The following is a 20197-nucleotide window of genomic DNA, read 5'->3' as shown; positions in this document are numbered from 1 at the left end:
TTCAGTAGTTTAAACGAAGTGCTCAGGTGTGAAAAGGTCTTCCTGCCGATCCAGAGGAAAGCGGCAAAGGAGCCCCGCATGACCCATGTTCCCGACGCCCCGGCGGTGATGGTCGAGATCATCTTCCCCGAGCAGGCAAACCATTACGGCACGTTGTTCGGCGGCAATGCGCTCGCGCTGATGGCGAAGGCGGCCTTCGTCGTCGCGATCCGGCGGGCCCGCGGTGCGGTGGTCATGGCGCGCTCGGACCGGGTGGATTTCGCCACGCCGATCCGGGTCGGCGAACTTCTGGAGCTGCGCTCCGAGGTGATCCGCGTCGGGCGCAGCTCGATGAGCGTTTCGGTCGCGGGCGTGGCCGAGGACCTTGGCACCGGCGCGCGGCGCGCGGTTCTCGCGGGGCGGTTCGAGATGGTGGCGGTGGACGGGGCCGGGCGGCCGCGGGCGATCGCCGAAGACAGTCAGAGGAAGGAGACAAGGGCATGAAAATGCATGAGGTGCGGCGCTATCGCTCCGCCGAACATCTGGCGCGCGAGGACCAGCTGGCGTGGAAGATCGCCGAGGTGGCGGCCGATCCGGTGGCGGTCGAGGCCGATGTGGTCGAGATGATCGTCAACCGGGTGATCGACAATGCGGCGGTCGCTGCGGCGTCGGTCGCGCGCCGGCCGGTGGCCTCGGCCCGGGCGCAGGCGCTGTGCCACCCCTATGCGCCGGGCGCCACGGTCTTCGGCATGGCCGCGGGCACCCGGGTCAGCCCCGAATGGGCGGCCTGGGCGAACGGCACGGCGGTGCGCGAGCTTGATTTCCACGACACCTTCCTGGCCGCCGAATACTCGCACCCGGGCGACAACATCCCGCCGATCCTCGCGGTCGCGCAGCATTGCGGGCTGTCGGGGGCGGACCTCATCCGCGGTCTTGCCACCGGCTACGAGATCCAGGTCGACCTGGTGAAGGGGATCTGCCTGCACGAGCACAAGATCGACCACATCGCCCATCTCGGCCCCTCGGCGGCGGCCGGCATCGGCACGGCGCTGAACCTGCCCGTCGAGGTGATTTATCAGGCGATCCAGCAGGCGCTGCACGTCACCACCACCACCCGGCAAAGCCGCAAGGGCGAGATTTCCAGCTGGAAGGCCTATGCCCCCGCCTTCGCCGGCAAGATGGCGATCGAGGCGGTCGACCGGGTGATGCGCGGCGAGGGCGCGCCGAGCCCCGCCTGGGAGGGCGAGGACGGCTTCATCGCCTGGATGCTCGGTGGGCCCGAGGCGGTCTATCACGTGCCGCTGCCCGAAAAGGGCGAGGCGAAGCGCGCGATCCTCGATACCTATACGAAGGAGCATTCGGCCGAATACCAGTCGCAGGCCTTGATCGACCTCGCACGCCGGATGGGGCCGAAGATCGGCGATCTGTCGCGGGTGCGCTCGATCCTGATCGAGACCTCGCATCACACCCACAACGTCATCGGCACCGGCGCGAACGACCCGCAGAAGATGGACCCGAAGGCCTCGCGCGAGACGCTCGACCATTCGATCATGTACATCTTCGCCGTCGCGCTGGAGGACGGCGGCTGGCATCACGTGGCGAGCTATGCCCCCGAGCGCGCGCAGCGGCCCTCGACGGTGGCGCTGTGGCACAAGATCTCGACCGCCGAGGACCCGGAATGGACGCGCCGCTATCATGCCCGCGACCCGAAGGAGAAGGCCTTTGGCGGGCGGGTCACGGTGACGCTCGACGACGGCTCGAAGATCGTCGACGAACTCGCGCTCGCCGATGCGCACCCGGACGGCGCGCGCCCCTTCGTGCGCAGCAATTACATCCACAAGTTCCTGACCCTGTCCGAGGGCGTGCTGAGCGCGGCCGAGCAGAGGCGTTTCCTCGAGGCAGCCGAGGGGCTGGCAGAGCTGAAGCCGGGCGATCTCGGCCAGCTCAATTTCGCGGTGGAGGCCGACCGGCTCGGCGCGGCCCGGCCCCATGGCATCTTCGACTGGAGGGCGAAATGAGCGGCGAGGTGAGAAAGCCGAAGAAGTCGGTGGCGCTCTCGGGCGTGGTGGCGGGCAATACCGCGCTGTGCTCGGTCGGTCAAAGTGGCAACGATCTGCATTACCGCGGCTATGACATCCTCGATATCGCCGAGACCTGCGAGTACGAGGAAATCGCGCATCTGCTCATTCACGGCAGCCTGCCGACCGAGGCGGAACTGACCGCCTACAAAGCGAAGCTGCGCGCGCTGCGCGGCCTGCCGCAGGCGGTGCGCGCGACGCTCGAGGCGATCCCGGCCGCCGCGCATCCGATGGACGTGCTGCGCTCGGGCGTCTCGGCGATGGGCTGCGCGCTGCCCGAGGCTGCCGATCACAACACACCGGGCGCGCGCGACATCGCCGACCGGCTGATCGCGGCGCAGGGCTCGATGCTGCTCTACTGGTATCACTTCGCGCAGAACGGGCGGCGGATCGAGGTCGAGACCGGGGACGAGTCCATCGCCGGCCATTTCCTGCACCTGCTGCATGGAGGACCGCCCACGCCCGAGCATGTGCGGGCGATGCACACGACGCTGATCCTTTACGCCGAGCACGAGTTCAACGCCTCGACCTTCACCGCGCGCACGATCGCGGGGACGGGGTCGGACGTCTATTCGGCGGTGGCGGGCGCGATTGGTGCGCTGCGCGGGCCGAAGCACGGCGGCGCGAACGAGGTCGCCTTCGAGATCCAGAAGCGCTACCCGAGCCCCGACGCGGCCGAGGCCGACATCCGCGCCCGCGTCGCGGCGAAGGAGGTGGTGATCGGCTTCGGTCACCCGGTCTATACCGTGGCCGACCCGCGCAACGTCGTCATCAAGCGCGTCGCGCGCAGCCTGGCCGAGGAAGCCGGCTCGATGAAGATGTTCTCGGTCGCGGAGCGGATCGAGCAGGTGATGTGGGAGGCGAAGGCGATGTTCCCGAACCTCGACTGGTATTCGGCCGTCTCCTATCACCTGCTGGGCGTGCCGACGGCGATGTTCACGCCGATCTTCGTCATCGCCCGCACCGCGGGCTGGGGCGCGCATGTGGTCGAGCAGCGGCTTGATAACAAGATCATCCGCCCCTCGGCCAACTACACCGGCCCCGAGGACCGCAAGTTCCTGCCGATCGCGCAGCGCGGCGGCCTGCTGACCGCCTATCCGGAGTGAGACCATGCCCTATCTGATCGCAGATGACCTGCCCGGCGACAGCGCCGGGCGCCGCTTCCGCCGCGCGCTCGATGCGCCCGGCATCCTGCGCCTGCCCGGCGCGCACAACGGCCAGGCTGCCTTGCAGGCGAAGGCCGCGGGATTTGACGCGCTCTATCTCTCGGGGGCGGCGATGACCGCCTCGATGGGGCTGCCGGACCTTGGCATCATCACCGTCGACGAGGTCGCCTTCTTCATCCGACAGATCGCGCGGGCCTCGGGGCTGCCGCTTCTCGTCGATGGCGACACCGGCTATGGCGAGGCGCTGAACGTCATGCACATGGTGCGCGTCTTCGAGGAGGCCGGCGCCGGTGCCGTGCATCTGGAAGATCAGCTCTTGCCGAAGAAATGCGGCCATCTGAACGACAAGAAGCTGGCCGCCGCCGCCGACATGGCGGCGAAGGTGGCGGCGGCGGCGCGGGCGGCGCGCGATCTCGTCATCATCGCGCGCACCGATGCGGCGGCGTCCGAGGGGCTCGAGGGGGCGATCGCGCGCGCGAAGCTTTACGTCGAGGCGGGGGCGGACGCGATCTTCCCCGAGGCGCTGACCTCGGTCGAGATGTTCCGCGAGGTCCGTGCCGCGCTGCCCGGGGTGAAGCTGCTCGCTAACATGACCGAGTTCGGCCGCACGCCGGCGCTGAGCGCGGCCGAGTTCGAGGCGCTCGGCTATGACATGGTGATCTGGCCGGTGTCCTCGCTGCGGGTCGCGAACAGGGCACAGGAGCGGCTCTATGCGGCGATCGCCCGCGATGGCGCGACCACCGCGATGATCCCCGAGATGCAGACCCGGCACGAGCTTTACGACATCATCGGGCTCAATGCCTTCGAGGCGCTTGACCGCAGCATCGCGGCCTCGGTCGCGCCTGACTGGAACGCCTGAGCCCCGGCGCGGATGACAGACGGCAAGGCCCGCACTGTGCGGGCCTTGCCCCGGCCCCCGGGGAAAGGGGCGTGCGCTCAGCCGAAGCGCGCAAGCCCGCGCCGCACCGCCAGGCTGATGCCGGCATGGAAGGCGAGGGCGAGCGCCGTCACCACCGTGAGCGCGGCAAAGCTGAGGTCGATCCGCATCCGGCCATTGGCATGGATCATCACCGCCCCGAGCCCTTCCGACCCGCCGACCCATTCGCCGATCACCGCGCCGACCGGCGCATAGATCGCGGCGAGCTTCAGCCCGCTGCCGAGCAGCGGCAGCGCCATCGGGATGCGCAGGTGCCACATCTCGCGCGCTGGGCCCGCGCCCATCGTGCGGGCGAGGTCGCGGCAGGCCGGCGAGGTGCGTTCGAGCCCGTCGAGGAAGGCCGAGGCTACCGGGAAGAAGCAGATCAGCGCCGTCACCACGATCTTCGGCGCCATGCCATAGCCGAGCCAGAGCGTCAGGATCGGCGCCAGCGCGAAGGTCGGGATCACCTGCGAGATCAGCAGCGCCGGTCGCAGCGTGGCGGCAAGCCGTGGCCAGGCCGCCATCGCGACGGCGAGCATGGCGCCGCTGCCGGCCCCCAGCGCGAAGCCTGCCAGCACCTCGGCTAGGGTGCGCAGGGCGGCCCCGGTCAGCACCTCGCGCTGGGCGATCAGCGCTGCGGCGACGGCGCCCGGCCCGGGCAGCAGGAAGGGCGGCAGGCCGGTGGCAAGGATCAGCCCCTGCCACAGCAGCACGAAACCCGCCGCGATTGCGGACGGGGCGAGAAACCGGGTCAGGCGCATGCCGGGGCCTCCGTCAGCCGGGTCAGGAGCGCGCCCTGACAGGCAAGCACCGCCGGGTCGGCGGGCGGGCGCGGGGCAGGGCATGCCGGGGCGGCCTCCTCTGTCAGCCCGGTTTCCGTCATCAGGAAGATGCGATCGGCCAGCCGTGCGGCCTCGGCCGGGTCATGGGTGACGATCAGCACCGTCCGGCCGCGCAGCAGCTCGGCCGCAAGATCCTGCATCGCCAGCCGCATCCGTGCATCGAGCGCCGAGAACGGCTCGTCGAGCAGTACGAGCGCGCGGTCCTCCATCAGCGTGCGGGCCAGCGCCACGCGCTGCCGCTGCCCGCCCGAAAGCGCTGCCGGGTGTTTGTCGCCGTGATCGGCAAGGCCGGTGCGGCGCAAGACCGCGGCGAGCCGGTCGCGGTCCGCCGCCTCGCCGCGCAGCCGCGCCCCGAGCGCCGCATTCTGCCGCGCCGTCAGCCACGGCAGCAGCGCCGGGTCCTGCGCCATCAGCGCGACCGGGGGGCGGTTCTCGACCCGTCCCTCGAAGGTGCCGCCGATCGGCAGGCCGGCGAGCAGCCGCAGCAGCGTCGATTTGCCGACGCCCGAGGGGCCGAGCAGCGCCGTCCAGCGCCCGGGCGCAAGCTCGAGCCGCAGCGGCGGGAAGAGCGTGCGCGCGCCCATCCGCACCGTGCCCGAAAGGAGAACCGGCGCGGCGCTCATGCCCGTCCGAGGCCCCAGAACGCCGCCTCGAGCCGGGTTGCGGTGCCGAAGCGGGCGGCCAGCCCCCGCCAGCGCGGCACGCGCTCGGGGGCGGGGCCGAGGCGGTCGGCCAGCGCGCGGTCGATCAGTGCGCCGGTGTCGCGGCACAGCTGCTGATACTCCGCCCCGCCATAGGCCTCGATCCAGTCGCGATAGGGTGTGTCACCGGCCCCGGCGAGGAGCCGGGCGCCGATCTCGCCATAGCCGAAGACGCAGGGCGCGAGCGCCGCCAGCAGGTCGAGGAAATCGCCCGAATAGCCCGCTTCCAGCACATAGCGGGTATAGGCGAGGTTCTCGGGCGCCTCCTCGGTTGCCTCGATCGCGGCGCGGTCAATGCCGGCCTCGGCGCAGATCCCGACATGCAGCGCCATCTCGGAATGCAGCAGCGCATGCACCGTCGCGCTGATCGCCTGCATCTCGGCAAGGCTCTCTGCCTTGACCACGGCCAGCGACCAGGCACGGGCATAGTGGATCAGATAGAGATAGTCCTGCCGCAGATAGGTCAGGAAGGCGGCGCGCGGCAGCGTGCCGTCTCCCAGCCCCTCGACGAAGGAGTGACGGGTATAGGCGGCCCAGGGGGCGGGGCAGGAGGCGCGCCACAGCGCGAAGGACCGGCCGTAATCGGGGTGGGTTGCGGGCAGGGTCATTGCGGCGCCCCCGGGTCGAGCGCCAGCTGCGACACCGGCAGCACGCTGTCGATCAGCCCGGCGTCCTTCAGGAACATCTCGAAGCCGGCATAGCGGCCGTAATCGAGCGCCGCCGGGCTGTGCGAGAAGCGCGGCAGGGTATCGGCCCAGGCCCGGGTGTTCAGCGCATCGGCAAGGTCGGGGGCACTGGCAGAGAAGGCGGCGAAGGCCTCGGCAGGATGGTTCAGCATGTATTCCGTGCCGCGCTGCACCGCCGCCAGGAAGCGGCGGATGCGGTCGCGGTCGAGCGTCTTCGCATTGGCGACGAAGATCAGCTCGTCATAGCCCGGCACGCCCGCCTCCTCGGGGTAGAAGCAGCGCCCCTCGGTGCCGGCAAGGCGCATCTGGGTCAGCTCGAAATTGCGATAGGCCCCGATCACCGCATCGACCTGGCCGGTCAGCACGGCGGGGGTGAGCGACCAGTTCACATTCACCATCTCGACGTCGGTCAGGTTCAGCCCGGCCGAGTGCAGCATCATCGCGACGGTCGCCTCCTCGACGCCGGAGACCGAGTAGCCGATCTTGCGGCCCTTCAGGTCGGCGAGGCTCTGCACCGGGCCGTCGGCCTTGACCATCAGGCAGTTCAGCGGCGTCGCAATCAGCGTGCCGACGCGCAGCAGCGGCAGCCCCGCGTGCACCTGAAGGTGAAGTTGCGGCTGATAGCTGATCGCCAGATCGGCCTTGCCGGCGGCAACGAGCTTCGGCGGGTCGGCCGGATCGGCCGGCGCGACGATCTCGACCTCGAGCCCCTCGTCGGCGAAGAAGCCCTTCTGCTGGGCGACGATGATCGGCGCATGGTCGGGGTTCACGAACCAGTCGAGGATCAGTGTCATCTTGTCCTGCGCGCAGGCGGGCGCGGCAAGGATCAGGCCGAGCGACAGGGCGGCGGCGAAACGGAAGGATGGCATCATCTGTCTCCTTGGGGGGATGGATCGGCAAGCAGGGCGATCTCGCCCGGCCAATGCGGACGGAGCCGGTCGGCGGCGCGCCAGGCGCGCAGGCCGGTGCGGCAGGCGAAGACGGCGCGCTGGCCCGGCGCGGGGCGCGGGCCGTCCGGGCCGAAATCCTCGACCCGCCGGCGGCGGGCGAAGGCGGCGACGGGGCGGGGGGCCTCGTCGGGATCGCGCAGCTCGATCAGGAAATCGCTTTCGCGCAGCTGCTGCGGCGCGATGAAGCGGTGCGGCGGGCTGTCCGGCTCGGAGGCGGCGTCGAAGCGGAAGGCGGTGCTGTGGAAGCGGTGCAGATCGTGGCGCAGGAAAAGCCCGAGCGGCGAGGGGGAGAGGCGCAGCAACACCGCGAGCGCCATCTGCGCCTGAAGCGCGCCGAGCATCCCCACCACCGGGCCGAGCACTCCGGCGCTGGCGCAGGTGGCAAGGGTCTCGGGCAGGTCGGGAAACAGCGCCCGCAGGCTTGGCGCGCCGCCGCAAAAGCCGCCGACATAGCCCGCAAGCCCGAGCGCGGAGGCCGAGATCAGCGGCCGGCCCGCAGCCAGGCAGCAATCCGACAGGGTATAGCTTGCGGCGAAACTGTCGGCGCAATCGAGCACCAGATCCGCCGCGCCGACCAGGCCGGGCGCGGTTGCTGGATCGAGCCAGCCGCACAGCGGCACGACCTCGGTTGCAGGGTTCAGCGCGCGCGCGACGGCCGCGGCGGCCTCGGCCTTGGGGGTGCCGAGGAAGGGGCCGTAGATCGGCTGGCGGTGGAGGTTTGTTTCCTCCACCCGGTCGGGGTCGATCAGGGTGATCCGGCCGAGGCCTGCGCCAACGAGATATTGCACCACCGGCACGCCGAGCCCGCCCGCACCGACCACCAGCACCTGCGCCGCGGCGAGCCGCGCCTGGCCAGCGATGCCGACCTCGGGCAGCCGGATCTGCCGGGCGTAGCGGTTCATGCCGTCCCCCGCAGCCAGTCGCGCAGCCGCGCCTCGGGATCGGCGTCGAGGGTGATGTCGGTCACCACCGAGACCACATCGGCGCCGGCGGCAAAGGCTTCGGGCGCGCGCGCGACGCTCAGCCCGCCGATCGCGACAAGCGGGATTTCCCCGATCCGCGCCTTCCACTCGCTCAGCTTCCCGACACCCTGACGGTGCCATTTCATCTGCTTCAGCCGCGTCGGCCAGATCGGCCCGAGCGCGACATAGTCGGGGGCGAAGGTCAGGGCGCGGGCGAGCTCGGCCTCGTCATGGGTCGACAGGCCGAGCTTCAGCCCCGCGCCGCGGATCGCGGCGAGATCGGCGCTGTCCAGATCCTCCTGGCCGAGGTGGAGCCAGTCGCAGCCCTCCTCGATCGCGATCTGCCAATGATCGTTGACGACGAGGATCGCGCCGGCGTCGCGGCACAGGTCGCGGGCGCGGCGGATCTCGGCGCGGGTCTCGCCCGGGCTGCGGTCCTTCACGCGCAGCTGCACCAGCTTCACGCCCAAGGGCAGCATCCGGGCGAGCCAGTCGGCGCTTTCGAAGATCGGATAGAACCGCGGCAGTTTTCCGGTCCGGGTCATGCGAGGAAGGCCTTTCCGATGACGGGGGTGGAGGGGGCGGCCATGTCGCGCGGCTCCATCGGATCGGCGCGGCAGGCGGCGCGACCGGCCTCGACCGCCAGCGCCATCGCCCGCGCCATGGCCACGGGATCGCCGGCCTTCGCCACCGCGGTGTTCAGCAACACGGCATCAAAGCCGAGCTCCATCGCCTGCGCGGCATGGGAGGGCAGGCCGATCCCGGCATCGACGACGAGCGGCACCTCGGGGAAATGCGCGCGCAGCGCCCGCAGCCCCCAGAGGTTGTTGAGCCCGCGCCCCGAGCCGATCGGCGCGCCCCAGGGCATCAGCACCGCGCAGCCGGCATCGAGCAGCCGGCCGCAGACGGTCAGATCCTCGGTGCAATAGGGGAAGACCTCGAAGCCCTCGTCGGTCAGGATCCGCGCCGCCTCGAGCAGCGCGAAGACATCGGGCTGCAGCGTGTCGGTGTGGCCGATGACCTCGAGCTTGATCCAGCGCGTGTCGAAAAGCTCGCGTGCCATATGGGCGGTGGTGACCGACTCCTTCACCGTGTGGCAGCCGGCGGTATTGGGCAGCAGGCGGGCGCCGAGCCCGGCGACCAGCGCCCAGAAATCCTGCCCGCCGCCCTGTTCGCGGCGCAGCGACACCGTGGCGATCCCCGCCCGGGAGGCGCGGAACGCCTCGGCGAGGATCGCGGGAGAGGGGTATTGCGCGGTGCCGAGCATCAGCGCGCTCTCGACCTCGGTTCCGTAGAAGACCGGCATCTCAGCCCCCCTGCATCGGCGCGACGACCTCGATCTGGTCGCCCTCCGCCAGCGTGGTCGTGGCGCGCCGCGCGGCGGGCACGAAATCGCCGTTGCGGGCGGTGGCAACCTTGCCGCCAAGGCCCTGTTCGTCGAGAAGTGCTGCAAGCGTGGCGGCGCGGGTCTGCCGCGGCGTGCCGTTCAGCGTGATGTTCATTGCGAAACCTCGTCCATGAACTCGGGAAGAATGCCGGTTTCCAGATGATCGGCGGCCATCGTGGCGACCGCGGGCGAGAGCAGGAAACCGTGACGATAAAGCCCGTTGGCGAACAGCGTTGCGCCGCGGCGCCGCAATCTGGGCAGGTTGTCGGGGAAGGCCGGGCGGGCGTCGGCGCCGGTTTCCAGCACCTCGGCCTCGCCGAAGGCCGGATGCAGCGCATAGGCGGCCGACAGCAGCTCGAGCAGCGAGCGGGCGGTGACGACGCCGCGCCGGTCGCTCTCGATCATCGTTGCGCCGAGCATGAAGATGCCGTCGCCGCGCGGCACGACATAAAGCGGGATGCGCGGATGCAGCAGCCGCACCGGGCGGGAGAGCGACACCTCGGGGCAGCGCAGCACCAGCATCTCGCCGCGCACGCCGCGCAGGTCGGGCAGGGCGTCGCGCGCCGCAAGGCCGCGGGCGTCGATGCTCAGCTCCGGCGTGGGTGCGGGCGGCGTGAGGTGGAAGGCGACGCCACGCGCCACAAGCCGGCGGCGCAGCTCGCTCAGCGCGGCGCGGGGCGAAAGATGGGCCTCGTCGGGATAGAAGAGGCCGGTGGTGAAGCGACCGCCAAGATCGGGCTCGAGGGCGGCGATCGCGGCGCCATCCACCGCCTGATGCCCACGCGAGCGGCGGGCGAAGCGGGTCAGCTCGCCGCGGTCGCGCGACAACGTCAGCACCAGCGTGCCGGTGTGGCTGACGCAGCCGGTGTGGCGGTGCCACCAGTCGATCGCGGCGAGGCCATGGCGCTCCACCGGCTCCTCGGCCGATTCCCGCTCGCAATAGGGGGCAAGCATGCCGCCCGCCCACCAGGAACAGGCATGCGGGCCGGGCGCGGGCTGCGGGTCGACCAGTTCGACCGCATGTCCGCGGGTGCTGAGTTCGGTCGCGATGGCGAGCCCCATGACCCCGGCGCCAAGGATGCGGATCGTCATGCCTGCCACCATTCGTGGAAGTGATGCACCGGGCCGTGGCCGGAGCCGATCTGCAGCCGGTCCGCGGCGGCGATGGCGCCGTGCAGCCAGCGATGCGCGCGGGCGACCGCCTCGGGCACGGCCAGCCCCTGTGCCATCCCCGCGGCGATCGCGGCCGAGAGCGAGCAGCCGGTGCCATGGGTGTTGCGGGTGGCGATGCGCGGCGCGCTCAACAGGTGGCGCTCCGGCCCGAGCAGCAGATCGGCACAGGTGGGGCCGTCGGCATGGCCGCCCTTCATCAGCACCCAGCCGGGCCCGAGTGCGCCAAGGGCGCGGCCCTGCGCTTCGCGGGTCTCGAGATCGGGGGCGGGGGCGGTGCCCAGCAGCTCGGCCGCTTCGGGCAGGTTCGGGGTGAGCACGGTGGCAAGCGGCAGAAGCTCGCTCCGCAGCGCCGCGATCGCGTCGGCCGCAAGCAGCCGGTCCCCGGATTTCGCCACCATCACCGGGTCGACCACCACGGCAAGGTCGCGCCCGCGCAGCCCCTCGGCGACGGTGCGGATCAGCTGCGGATCGCCGAGCATGCCGATCTTCACCGCGCGCACCTCGAGATCGTCGAAGACCGCGGCGATCTGCGCGCGCACGATCTCGGGCGAGAGCGGTTCGACCAAGGTGACGGCGCGGGTGTTCTGCGCGGTGATCGCGGTCAGCACGCTGGCGCCATAGACGCCAAGCGCCGAAAAGGCCTTCAGATCGGCCTGGATCCCGGCGCCGCCGCCGCTGTCGGACCCTGCGATGGTCAATGCGATAGCCGTCATGGCCTCCCCCCAAGATGCCCGACGGACGGATAAGGGGGGCATGCGTGCGGCCAGATCCGGCCGTCACGCTGTCAGCTACCCGTTCCCTCCGCCGGTATGAACCGGATCAGGTTCGATGGGTTAGCTTTCGCCTCTCAGCCCCGGTTGCCCGGCGCACCCCAACGAGTAAGTGCAGCTGTTGTATTGGGCAAAGGGCCGTTCGGCAACCGGTCTTGTGAAATTTCATCGCGGGCGGCGCCGCGCGTCGTGGTCTGCCGGGGGGGCAGACGGGCCGGGCCGCTTCCGCGGGCCGGCCCGAGGCAGTCTCAGAAGGACATGTTGACGCCGAGCTTCAGGGCGTGATGCTCGGGGGTTGCCTTGGTGGCCATACCCGCGTCATCGCGCAGCACCGCCTTGCCGAACTGACGGAATTCCCATTCGCCGAAGACCGACACGCGCTGGCTGAGCTTGTGCTCGACGCCGAGGCCCGCGGTCCAGGCGGTGTTGCGGAAGCTGCCGTCGAAGGCCATGCCGTCGCCCTGGACGGTATAGCCGAACTTGCCGCGTGCCGCGCCGAGCGTGCCATAGACAAGGGTGTTGCGGCTCGCATTCAGCACGCCGGCCTTGACGCGCAGCGACCAGAGCTGATCGAGATTGCTCGCACCGCGGCCGCCGGCCCAGGACAGGTCGGCATCGGCCGAGCTGTCCTCGTAGGAAATCTCCGGCCCGATCACCACCTCGCGGCCAAGCAGGCGGCTTTGCCAGCGATAGCCGAGCTGCACCGCGCCGCCGGGGCCGGCGATGTCGAGCTGGCCCGGGGCCGCGATCTGGCGGCCGGCCGGGTTGGCGATGCCCAGCCGGTCATCGGCACCGAAGACATTGACGAGCGACAGGCCGAGGTAAGGGCCGGTCCAGTCGGTCGCTGCCGGGGCCGCGGCGGGGGCGGGAACCGGGGCCTCGGTCACCGGCGCCGTGAAGCCTCCGGCGAGGGTCTGGGCGGCGGGAAGGAGGGCGCAGAACGCGGCGCCGGCGAGACGGAGTCTTTGATACATGACGGGCTCTTCACTGGTGACAGAAACAAAAACGGGGGTCCGTGGCCGGACGGGTCTGCCTCGCCGCCCGCGTCGGCATGGCGGGGGGAGGTCAGGCGAGGGCGCGCCGGCCGGTCGTAGCGGGCTCACAGCCGCTCGTGCTCCCAAGCCCGGTGTCGCGCTGCATGCGCTCGAACCAGGCGGTTTCCGCAACCGGCGGCGGGCCGGGTGGCGCGGGGATATTCTCGGTGGCGGCGGGGCGCTGCACGATCCAATCGGTCTCGGCGGGCTCGGCCGCGAGCCAGGCCTCGAGCGAGTCGGCGCTCTCGAGCACGAGCGCGATCCCCTCCGCGGCGGCGCGCCGGCTGATCCGGTCGAGCAGGCCGCGTGCCAGCCGGTGGCGGAATTGCGGCCCCTGCTCGTCGTTCAGCAAGATCACGCGCAGCCGCACGAAGCCTTCGTGCCGCAGGCGTCCGGCCAGGCGTTCAAGCGGCGAGGCGCCCGCGGCCCCCTCGATCTCGGCGGGCAGCCCGGAGGCTTGCCGGGCGGGGGACAGGAACAGCACCGCGTCGGAAAGCTGGATGGGGCCGGTCATGCCGGTGCCTGTGCGGGCTGCCAGTGGCACAGAGGCGGTGCTGCGCTCGCCGCTCCCGGCTGCGCCGACAGGACGGCCTGCGGTGATCCTGATTGCATATTTCATCCTCCGAGACTGGTGATCTGATCGACGGGCTGGGTGAAGCCGAGCAACGCGCGCACCGCGCGACCGGCACGCGAGACCGCGACTTCGCTGACATAGACCACGTCGCCATCCTCGAGCGCGAAGGCGTCGGCGGCGAAGATGCCTTCGGGCTGGGTCATGTCGAACGCATAGATCTCGGGTTTCTCAGAGCCGGTCGCGGCATTGGTGCTGCGCAGCACGAAAAGCCCTTTGGCATCGCCCGAATTCGCACTCAATCCGCCCGCCCGGGCCAGCGCCGCAGCCAGCGTCTCGCCGGCGTGCTCAAGCGGCACCGCGCCCTGAGATGAAGAGGCGCCGAGCATCGCGACGCGGGGTTTCTCGGTCGTCACGGTGATCGCGTCGCCCGGGCGCAGGGCGATGTCCTGCCCCGGCACGGTCTGGATCTGATCGAGCCGGGCCCGCCCGCGCTTGCCGGCGCGCATCACCTCGACGGTGACGAGAGCCGGGTCGCCTTGCGCCCCGCCGACCATCGCCAGCGCCGCGCGCAGGCTGCGCTGGCCGTAGTTCAGCGGCACCACACCGCCCCCCGAGGCATTGCCGGAAACCGTCACCGAAAAGCCGCTGCCGGATTCGCGGGTCACGATCACCTGCGGGTTCGGGGTCTGCTCCGCGAGACGCGTCTCGAGATCGCCGCGCAGGTCCTCGAGCCGGCGCCCGTTCGCCTGGATGCGTCCGGCATAGGGCAGGCTGACCGCGCCATCGCCGCCGACCTCGATCGGGCCGATCAGCGTCGGCGCGCGCCCGGTCGAGCCCAGCAGGCCGGCATCGACGGTCTCGAAGATCTGGAATTTGAGCTGATCGCCGGGATGGATGCGGTCGGCATCGACGATGCCGGCGCGGGTGAACTCGGCACCGAAGCGTGCGGGCGTGCGCTGTGACAGCCGCTTTGCCAGGGCGCGGTCCACCGCAACCACCGGGTATTCCGTGCTCCGTTCGACGGCACCGCGCATCGGCGTCGCCGCGGGCAGGCTGCAGCCGGCAATAAAAATCGTCAGGGCGACCGCCCCGAGCCCCGGGCCCTTCCTTCGTTCGTTGTGCATCAGTTTGCGGCACCCGTCGACGCGGCGGATTCGGGGAAACCGGCAGCCTTCCAGAGCACCTCGAGCTCGGGCTCGGCGATCTCGCCCCAGGATTGCACGCGGATCTGGAAACCGTCCGGTGCCACCTGCGTCGCCCGCACGTCGCAGGGCAGGGGCTGCACCAGATGCAGGCTCACCGCCGGCGGCTCGCAGAACGGCAGGCGAAACGGCACCCAGAGCAGGAGCTGCACCTGCGTGCGCCCGACACCGCGCTCGGAGAAGGCCGAATGCGGCTGCGTTCGCAACGTGTCGTGACCGCGCAGCACGAGGGCCTCGGGGCCGGCGTGAAGAACCTCCTGCGCGGCGACCGACTGCTGGGCCGCCGCCTGCCCGGCAAAACAGTCGCGGGCGAGCCAGATCTTGCGCACATGCGCCGGAACGGCATCCTGTGCAGGACGTTTGAGGGGTTGCCAGAAACGCAATTCCATTCCGCACTTCCTTCCTTGATCGCACCTGCCGGCGCGGGAGTGGCGCCTCCGGCGCCGGAAGGCGCCGGAGCGGGCCGATCACAGCCCGAGACGCTGAACGCGATAGCCTTCCTGGCGGCAGATGTTGTCGGCATCCTTCACCGACATCGTGGCGGGGCGATCGGTCGAGCGGTCCCAGTAGACCTGGCTGTGGGTGTAGAGCTGGCAGGTCACGGGCCCCTGCGAGGTTTTCACCGTCACCGGCGGGGTCTCCATCTCCTGCGGCGAGCAGGCCGCAAGCGCCCCCGCAACCGCCAGGAGTGCAAGGCCGCCCCGGATCATCTGCTTGTTCATCTGTGATACTCCTTCGTCTGTTAAAGCTCATGCAAATTCAGAGGGTTGATCTGCCGGTCTCGGGCGGACGGCGGCAGGGAATCTGGGTCCGGCCGAAGGCGCTGTCTGGCGCCTCGGGGACAGGAAAACGCAGGTCGGAGGCGAGGGCTGGCTGTGCTGCTGTTGCCGCCGCGTACTGGGATACGTGCCCTCGTCCCCCGACCTGGTGCTCCCTCCGGGGGGCTTTGTGGAGGGAGGCAATCGAACCATGACACCACTTACGAACCGCACCGCCGTGCCGGAGAGATCCTCGCTACCGGCCATCCCCCAGGGCGCGGCAACAAGCATTCTTTGGGGCTCCGGGCGCTGCCTGCCCGACAACATGCGGGGCAGCTCCGGGTCCGACAGGGCGGCGACCGCCTGCCGAGGCAGACGATACCTGTAGAGCCTAGGTGTCGTTGGAAGGGCGCGGAACTTCGCTAATCGGCGTCGCCGCTGTCGCACCGGAGCGTCGCAGCGCGCAGCTGGCCTGCGCCCCGGTGGCGTGCGTGTTGCCGGGGCGGCGCGGAGGCCGCGGGAGCGTGGTTTTCAGCAGGTGTTCCACCGATCCCGCATAATGATGCGCGAGTCGGGTCTCCACGTGATCGAGCTCGGGCCGGGGCAGGCGGTGCGGAAACGGCACCACCCGATCGCCGACGACCGGCGCGGGCGAGGCCAGCCAAAGCGCGACACCGGCATAGATGAAATCCGGCCGGTCGAGATGCAGCGCATAATAGGGCCTGTCCTCGGCGGCAACAGCGGTCACTGCAGGATCGGACAGAAGGCTGCCGGCGGGCACCATCGCTTCGGTCATGCCGTACAGCAGCTCGCTCCAGGGGGTCGCGGTCAGCAGCCGCGAGCCTGCCGTCAGGCGCAATTCCTCCTGACCGGGGAAAACCAGCGCCAGCGGCCGCAGGGCCTGCACCCGCGAGGCGGGCAGCACCGATATCGCACGGATGGCCTGCACCCCGCGGCAATAGGTGACCACGCGCTGCCCCGGCTCGAGCCGGTCCAGCGGACAAGGGCCGGTTTCCGTCTGTACCGGCGTATTCCCCGCCAGATAGGCGGAGATCCCGAGGGGAAATTCGACAGGGTCAGGCATCGGTTCTGCTCCGTCACCGTTTCGATCCGACAGGTTGGCCTGCCGGCGGGCGCATCACCGCACCAAAGGGGCGGGGCTCGGGCCGGCAAGAGGGGGCTTTCGCAATGCACCTGCGCGGGCACCACCGATGGATCGGAATCCGGTGCCTTCCCGGCCGGGCATCTGCTGCGCCTGCGGGAGGATGACAAATTCCGGCACGCCGGCATATTTCGCTCTGTCGACGCAATGCCGGCGCTGCTTCGCGAAGGGGCAGGCGTTGACTGCAGCGTCTTTCCCGATCTCTGCCTGCAGCGGGCGCGGCGGGCTCATAATTGTAGAATTAATAAAATTGCAGAAATCAGAAAGAAGTCTGGATTCCCTAACGTCAGGGATACAAGGATGGGGGCAGGGAACCCAAAGGGGACATGATGCTCGGAATCGCCGGTCTTGTGTTGGGGGTCGTGGCGTTGCTGCATCTCGGATATGCGCTGTCGGCCCGGCTTCCGGTGGCACTGCGGATGGCCCTGCCCGCCGCGGTTCTGGCGGGGCTTGCCGGGCTGGGGGGGCGGCTTGTGCTCGAGAGGCACGCTCCGGTCAAGGCAATGCTGGCGCCGCTTCTGGAGTTCGGCCTGCTGCTGCCGGGGATGCTCTTGCTGCCGGTGATGGTCGCCTCCTCCGTCGGCGAGCGCGCAGGGGGAGCCACGCAACGTTCGTCCAATATCGGGGCGATGGCGGCAGCCGGTATCGTGTTGTTCGGCCTGCAGGTTGCGCTCGGCGGATTTCTTGGGGCCGCGATCGCCCGCGCGCTGCCGGATCTGGAAGTCTACAACACTTTCGGGCTGGAACTCGTTGCAGGATTCGTCGGCGGGCACGCGACTGCGGGGGTGATCGGCAGCATCCTGCACAAGCTGGGCAACCCGGACTGGGCGCTGGCACAGGCTCTGGCCGTGACTTATGCCTCGATCGGGCTGGTTCTTGGTGTGGCGACGGGACTTGCTGCGGTGGAGCTGCGCCGGCGGCGCAGCGGGGGCGCAGAGGTCAGGCGCGCCGCCGGCACCACTGCTGAGGTATCCCCTGCCGAGCCCGCCGCCCGCCGCCGGCAGCGGTTCGGCGTGACGCTGCTCGTCGTTCTGGCGGGGGTGGCGTTGACGCTCGGGATGCACCGGCTGGCCAGGTGGGCCGGCGTCCCGATGATCGAGAACGTCCCGGTCTGGGTTCTGGGCCTGCTGCTGGCGCGGCTGGTGTGGATTGCGCTGCGCAACAGCCCTGCCGGGCGACAGGTCGATGTCGCGAGCCGGGACCGGATCGCGGGCTATTTCAGCGATCTGGCGGTGGTGGCGGCGCTGCTCAGCCTGCCCGTCGAGATGATCGGCGCCTATGCCCTGCCGGTGGCCGTGATCTCCTGTGTCGGGCTCGTGGCCACGGCGATCGTGGTGGCCGCGTTCTCGGCTCTGGCGTTCAGCAATGCGCGGTTCGAACGGGCCATGCTGATCTACGGGACGGCGACGGGGGTCTACCTGACCGGGCTTTTGTTGCTGCGGGCCGCGGATCCGGACGGGCGCACATCGACTTTGCGGGATGGGTCGCTTGCCTATCCGCTGATGGCGGTGGTGAGCCTTGTGGCCTTGCCCGCGATTGCCGTTCTGGGCATGGCGCACGGACCGGTGGTCATGGGAAGCATGGGAATCGGGATCTGCCTTCTGGGTGTTCTGGCGATGGCGATCAGGCGGCTCTCGGTGACGCAGAGCCTCATGCTGTGAAGAATATCGGGGCCATCTGCGCCGCGAACGTTACAAACTTTTGGTTGTATACCTAAATACTTATAGTGTAATTTGGTCGCATAGCGGAACTCGGCCCTGCCACATCAGGGGTGGCAGAAGAGTTTCGTCCTGTATCAAGTGACGCGCTTTTCCTCATCTTTCCGTTTTGTTTGCGTCTTTCGCTGCGCAGCTGCCGCCTTGGCGTCAGGTGTGTTGCTGACGAGTGTGTAAAAATGGCCAAGACAGCCCACCCGGCATCGCCGGGTGAAGCTGGGTGGCGAACTTGTGCAGGGTTAACCGGAAATCGCAGCGTCGTAGGGAGAGTTAAACCCACCCAAATGGGTTGGGCAGCGAGGGATGATGATGCCGACACCATTGCCGTCGTGGACGACCTCAGGGGGCCATGACATGCCGACTCCAGATGCTCTGACAGAGAATATCCGCTATCTGGTTTCTCTGCTCCCGTCCATTGCCGTGGCTTCGAAACGGATGGGCATAAACCGCCAGCAATTGAACAAATACCTGAATGGCAGCAGTGCGCCGTCACTGCGGACCATGCGCAAGATGGCCACGGTTTTCGAGCTTCCGACCGAGGCGCTGATGCTGCCGTCGCAGGAGCTCCGGCAGCGGCTGACGCGTGGCGCCGGTGCAGGACCTGACCTGGTTCCCGCACCGATGAGCCGGGAAGTCGCGCTGATCCGCAACGCCGCGGCTGAGTGCGAAAAATCCGCCAAGGTGCTTGCGCCCTATTGCGGGCGGTATTTCCGCTACAACTGCGTCCCCGAGATGCCGACATTTGCGCTGCGGACCTGCGCGATCATCTTTCAGCGCGACGGCATGACCTATGCGCGGGTTCTGGAACGGTTTGCCCCCGCCGGCAGCCCCTGGAGCAGCGACGGAGTCCGCAGAACGCTGCATCAGGTGTGCTACGTTCAGGACAGGATCCAGTTCGTCGATTACGGGACGTCGGAGGGGGAGGTGACCCCCGGTTTTTCCCTGTTCTATCCGGTCTATACCTCCGGGGTGCGGCATCTGAGCGGCGTCATGCTGAGCAGTTTCAGCTTCGGGGCGCGCCCGATCTTCACCTCCAACGTCGTCATGGAGCGGCGTCCGGCCGGGGCGAGCCTGCGCGATGACCTGCTCGCGAGCGGCCTCGTCGCACTGAACGATCCGGCGCTTTCGGTTGAGGTGCGCCAGCGTCTGTGCCGTGCCGACGGCACCCCGGCCGTGCACCTCGCAGGGTAGGTTGAAGATCAGATGCACAAAGGATTTCCCGCCAATCTGCGTAGGCTCGTTCACCATTATCCGAGCACTTCCCGCGCCGCCGAGGCGCTCGGCATCAATCGCCAGCAACTGAACAAATATCTGAGCGGACTCAGCATGCCGTCGCTGGCGACGTTGCGAAACATCGCCGCACATTTTGATCTGGAGCCAGACGACCTGCTGTTGCCGGCCGACCGTTTTGCGGCGCGCTGGCGGCCACCGATGCGGATCGAGGGGCTTCCGCCCCGGATGCGGCAGGCGGTTGCGGCGCTGCTGGAAAACATGGCGCAGACCCGCAGCACCCTTTCGCGGTTCTGTGGCTGCTATCACGTCTGCATTCCGCTGCGCACCAATCCCGACAGGATCGGGCGCGCCTACACCGTGATTTCTCAGGAAGGCGATCTCACCCTGGTGAAGACGATCATGTTCGCGACGTCGCGGGGGGAGCTTCCGGGAAGCCGGCAGCCAATCAAGATCGACGGCATCGCGCAGTGGCTGGGGGAGCGCATCTATATCACCGATACGCAAAACGTCGGCCAGCCCAATGCGCGGCTGCAGTCGATTGCGCTCTATCCGCCCGCTCTGCCCTCGATGCCCTTCCTCACCGGCCTGCTGATGACGACGAACAACGCGCGCACGCGGCCGATCTATTCGTCGCCGATCGTGTTCAAGCGCCTTGCCGGAAAGAAGCCGAAGAAGGCGGATATCGAGGCCTGCGGGGTGTTCTACCGAGACGACCCGCGGCTGGACCCGGCGATGATTGCCCTGCTCGACGGCGGATCGTCGTCGCTCTAGGGCTGCCTGCACCGGTCCCGGAGCACTGAGGACGATGGCGCCGGACCAGATGCCGGGAGTCTCGCAATCTTCCCGGGCGGCAATCGGGGCCGGCGACGTGGCCGTGACCCGCGCGCAATTCCGCGCTCGCCAGGA

Annotated in this window: 23 protein-coding genes and 1 riboswitch; of the genes, 7 read left to right on the top strand and 16 right to left on the bottom strand. The window is 69.4% G+C overall.

The window, feature by feature from the left end:
• Window positions 1-78: 78 nt before the first annotated feature.
• From EOW66_RS15065 to prpB, 4 genes are read left to right on the top strand one after another with little or no spacing between them, the layout of a single operon-like run.
• Window positions 79-483, top strand: a complete 405-nt coding sequence (locus EOW66_RS15065; protein ID WP_128157126.1) for an acyl-CoA thioesterase — start codon at window positions 79-81, stop codon at window positions 481-483.
• A complete protein-coding gene (locus tag EOW66_RS15060; RefSeq protein ID WP_128157125.1) occupies window positions 480-1997 on the top strand; it encodes an MmgE/PrpD family protein in 1518 nt (505 codons plus the stop codon). Before EOW66_RS15065 ends, EOW66_RS15060 begins: the two co-directional genes overlap by 4 nt.
• Window positions 1994-3163, top strand: a complete 1170-nt coding sequence (gene prpC, locus EOW66_RS15055; protein ID WP_128157124.1) for a bifunctional 2-methylcitrate synthase/citrate synthase — start codon at window positions 1994-1996, stop codon at window positions 3161-3163. Before EOW66_RS15060 ends, prpC begins: the two co-directional genes overlap by 4 nt.
• A gap of 4 nt (window positions 3164-3167) precedes the next feature.
• Window positions 3168-4082 carry a methylisocitrate lyase gene (prpB, locus tag EOW66_RS15050; protein WP_128157123.1) on the top strand — a complete coding sequence of 305 codons (915 nt, stop codon included), beginning with the start codon at window positions 3168-3170 and terminating at the stop codon, window positions 4080-4082.
• 77 nt (window positions 4083-4159) lie between these two features.
• Here prpB and EOW66_RS15045 read toward each other — a convergent pair whose 3' ends face one another.
• The 16 genes from EOW66_RS15045 to EOW66_RS14970 all read right to left on the bottom strand — a co-directional run bounded on the left by EOW66_RS15045 (window position 4160) and on the right by EOW66_RS14970 (window position 16265).
• Entirely contained in the window at window positions 4160-4903 is a 744-nt protein-coding gene (locus EOW66_RS15045) for an ABC transporter permease (protein WP_128157122.1), read from the bottom strand.
• Window positions 4894-5607: an ABC transporter ATP-binding protein gene (locus EOW66_RS15040; RefSeq protein WP_128157121.1), complete on the bottom strand. Its 714-nt coding sequence runs from the start codon at window positions 5605-5607 to the stop codon at window positions 4894-4896. The genes EOW66_RS15045 and EOW66_RS15040 overlap by 10 nt, the downstream gene beginning before the upstream one ends.
• On the bottom strand, window positions 5604-6293 hold the full coding sequence (locus tag EOW66_RS15035) for a TenA family protein (RefSeq protein WP_128157120.1): 690 nt from the start codon (window positions 6291-6293) through the stop codon (window positions 5604-5606). The genes EOW66_RS15040 and EOW66_RS15035 overlap by 4 nt, the downstream gene beginning before the upstream one ends.
• Window positions 6290-7240, bottom strand: a complete 951-nt coding sequence (locus EOW66_RS15030) for an ABC transporter substrate-binding protein (protein ID WP_128157119.1) — start codon at window positions 7238-7240, stop codon at window positions 6290-6292. The genes EOW66_RS15035 and EOW66_RS15030 overlap by 4 nt, the downstream gene beginning before the upstream one ends.
• On the bottom strand, window positions 7240-8223 hold the full coding sequence (locus tag EOW66_RS15025; RefSeq protein ID WP_206363714.1) for a HesA/MoeB/ThiF family protein: 984 nt from the start codon (window positions 8221-8223) through the stop codon (window positions 7240-7242). The genes EOW66_RS15030 and EOW66_RS15025 overlap by 1 nt, the downstream gene beginning before the upstream one ends.
• Window positions 8220-8828 carry a thiamine phosphate synthase gene (locus EOW66_RS15020; protein WP_128157118.1) on the bottom strand — a complete coding sequence of 203 codons (609 nt, stop codon included), beginning with the start codon at window positions 8826-8828 and terminating at the stop codon, window positions 8220-8222. The genes EOW66_RS15025 and EOW66_RS15020 overlap by 4 nt, the downstream gene beginning before the upstream one ends.
• Window positions 8825-9589 (bottom strand): thiazole synthase, encoded by a 765-nt coding sequence (locus tag EOW66_RS15015; protein WP_128157117.1) that lies wholly within the window; start codon window positions 9587-9589, stop codon window positions 8825-8827. The genes EOW66_RS15020 and EOW66_RS15015 overlap by 4 nt, the downstream gene beginning before the upstream one ends.
• A 1-nt stretch (window position 9590) precedes the next feature.
• On the bottom strand, window positions 9591-9785 hold the full coding sequence (gene thiS, locus EOW66_RS15010; RefSeq protein ID WP_128157116.1) for a sulfur carrier protein ThiS: 195 nt from the start codon (window positions 9783-9785) through the stop codon (window positions 9591-9593).
• Window positions 9782-10762: an FAD-dependent oxidoreductase gene (locus tag EOW66_RS15005; RefSeq protein WP_128157115.1), complete on the bottom strand. Its 981-nt coding sequence runs from the start codon at window positions 10760-10762 to the stop codon at window positions 9782-9784. The genes thiS and EOW66_RS15005 overlap by 4 nt, the downstream gene beginning before the upstream one ends.
• The gene (gene thiD, locus EOW66_RS15000) at window positions 10759-11556 is read right to left on the bottom strand and encodes a bifunctional hydroxymethylpyrimidine kinase/phosphomethylpyrimidine kinase (protein ID WP_128157114.1); all 798 of its coding nucleotides are present in this window, start codon (window positions 11554-11556) and stop codon (window positions 10759-10761) included. The genes EOW66_RS15005 and thiD overlap by 4 nt, the downstream gene beginning before the upstream one ends.
• Window positions 11557-11622: 66 nt before the next feature.
• Window positions 11623-11727: riboswitch (TPP riboswitch) on the bottom strand.
• 134 nt (window positions 11728-11861) lie between these two features.
• The gene (locus EOW66_RS14995; protein ID WP_128157113.1) at window positions 11862-12587 is read right to left on the bottom strand and encodes an outer membrane protein; all 726 of its coding nucleotides are present in this window, start codon (window positions 12585-12587) and stop codon (window positions 11862-11864) included.
• A gap of 91 nt (window positions 12588-12678) precedes the next feature.
• On the bottom strand, window positions 12679-13161 hold the full coding sequence (locus EOW66_RS14990) for a hypothetical protein (RefSeq protein WP_128157112.1): 483 nt from the start codon (window positions 13159-13161) through the stop codon (window positions 12679-12681).
• A gap of 101 nt (window positions 13162-13262) precedes the next feature.
• Window positions 13263-14255 carry a polysaccharide biosynthesis/export family protein gene (locus EOW66_RS14985; protein WP_164881147.1) on the bottom strand — a complete coding sequence of 331 codons (993 nt, stop codon included), beginning with the start codon at window positions 14253-14255 and terminating at the stop codon, window positions 13263-13265.
• Between the two features lie 89 nt (window positions 14256-14344).
• Window positions 14345-14812: a hypothetical protein gene (locus EOW66_RS14980; RefSeq protein ID WP_128157110.1), complete on the bottom strand. Its 468-nt coding sequence runs from the start codon at window positions 14810-14812 to the stop codon at window positions 14345-14347.
• A gap of 78 nt (window positions 14813-14890) precedes the next feature.
• On the bottom strand, window positions 14891-15145 hold the full coding sequence (locus EOW66_RS14975; RefSeq protein WP_128157109.1) for a hypothetical protein: 255 nt from the start codon (window positions 15143-15145) through the stop codon (window positions 14891-14893).
• 427 nt (window positions 15146-15572) lie between these two features.
• Window positions 15573-16265 carry a Hint domain-containing protein gene (locus tag EOW66_RS14970; protein ID WP_128157108.1) on the bottom strand — a complete coding sequence of 231 codons (693 nt, stop codon included), beginning with the start codon at window positions 16263-16265 and terminating at the stop codon, window positions 15573-15575.
• Window positions 16266-16672: 407 nt separating this feature from the next.
• Here EOW66_RS14970 and EOW66_RS14965 point away from each other — a divergent pair, with 407 nt between their 5' ends.
• The 3 genes from EOW66_RS14965 (at window position 16673) to EOW66_RS14955 (ending at window position 20062) form a co-directional block, all read left to right on the top strand.
• Window positions 16673-18004, top strand: coding sequence for a hypothetical protein (locus tag EOW66_RS14965; RefSeq protein ID WP_128157107.1), 1332 nt, complete (start codon window positions 16673-16675; stop codon window positions 18002-18004).
• Between the two features lie 408 nt (window positions 18005-18412).
• Complete coding sequence (locus tag EOW66_RS14960; RefSeq protein ID WP_164881146.1) at window positions 18413-19249, top strand: helix-turn-helix domain-containing protein; 837 nt, start codon at window positions 18413-18415, stop codon at window positions 19247-19249.
• A gap of 12 nt (window positions 19250-19261) precedes the next feature.
• Window positions 19262-20062, top strand: coding sequence for a helix-turn-helix transcriptional regulator (locus tag EOW66_RS14955; protein ID WP_128157105.1), 801 nt, complete (start codon window positions 19262-19264; stop codon window positions 20060-20062).
• Window positions 20063-20197 lie beyond the last annotated feature (135 nt).

The organism is Paenirhodobacter huangdaonensis (assembly GCF_004022465.1).
GTDB lineage: Bacteria > Pseudomonadota > Alphaproteobacteria > Rhodobacterales > Rhodobacteraceae > Rhodobacter > Rhodobacter huangdaonensis.
Note: the sequence above shows the minus strand (reverse complement) of the source record. Positions and strands in the feature narration are given on the sequence as shown.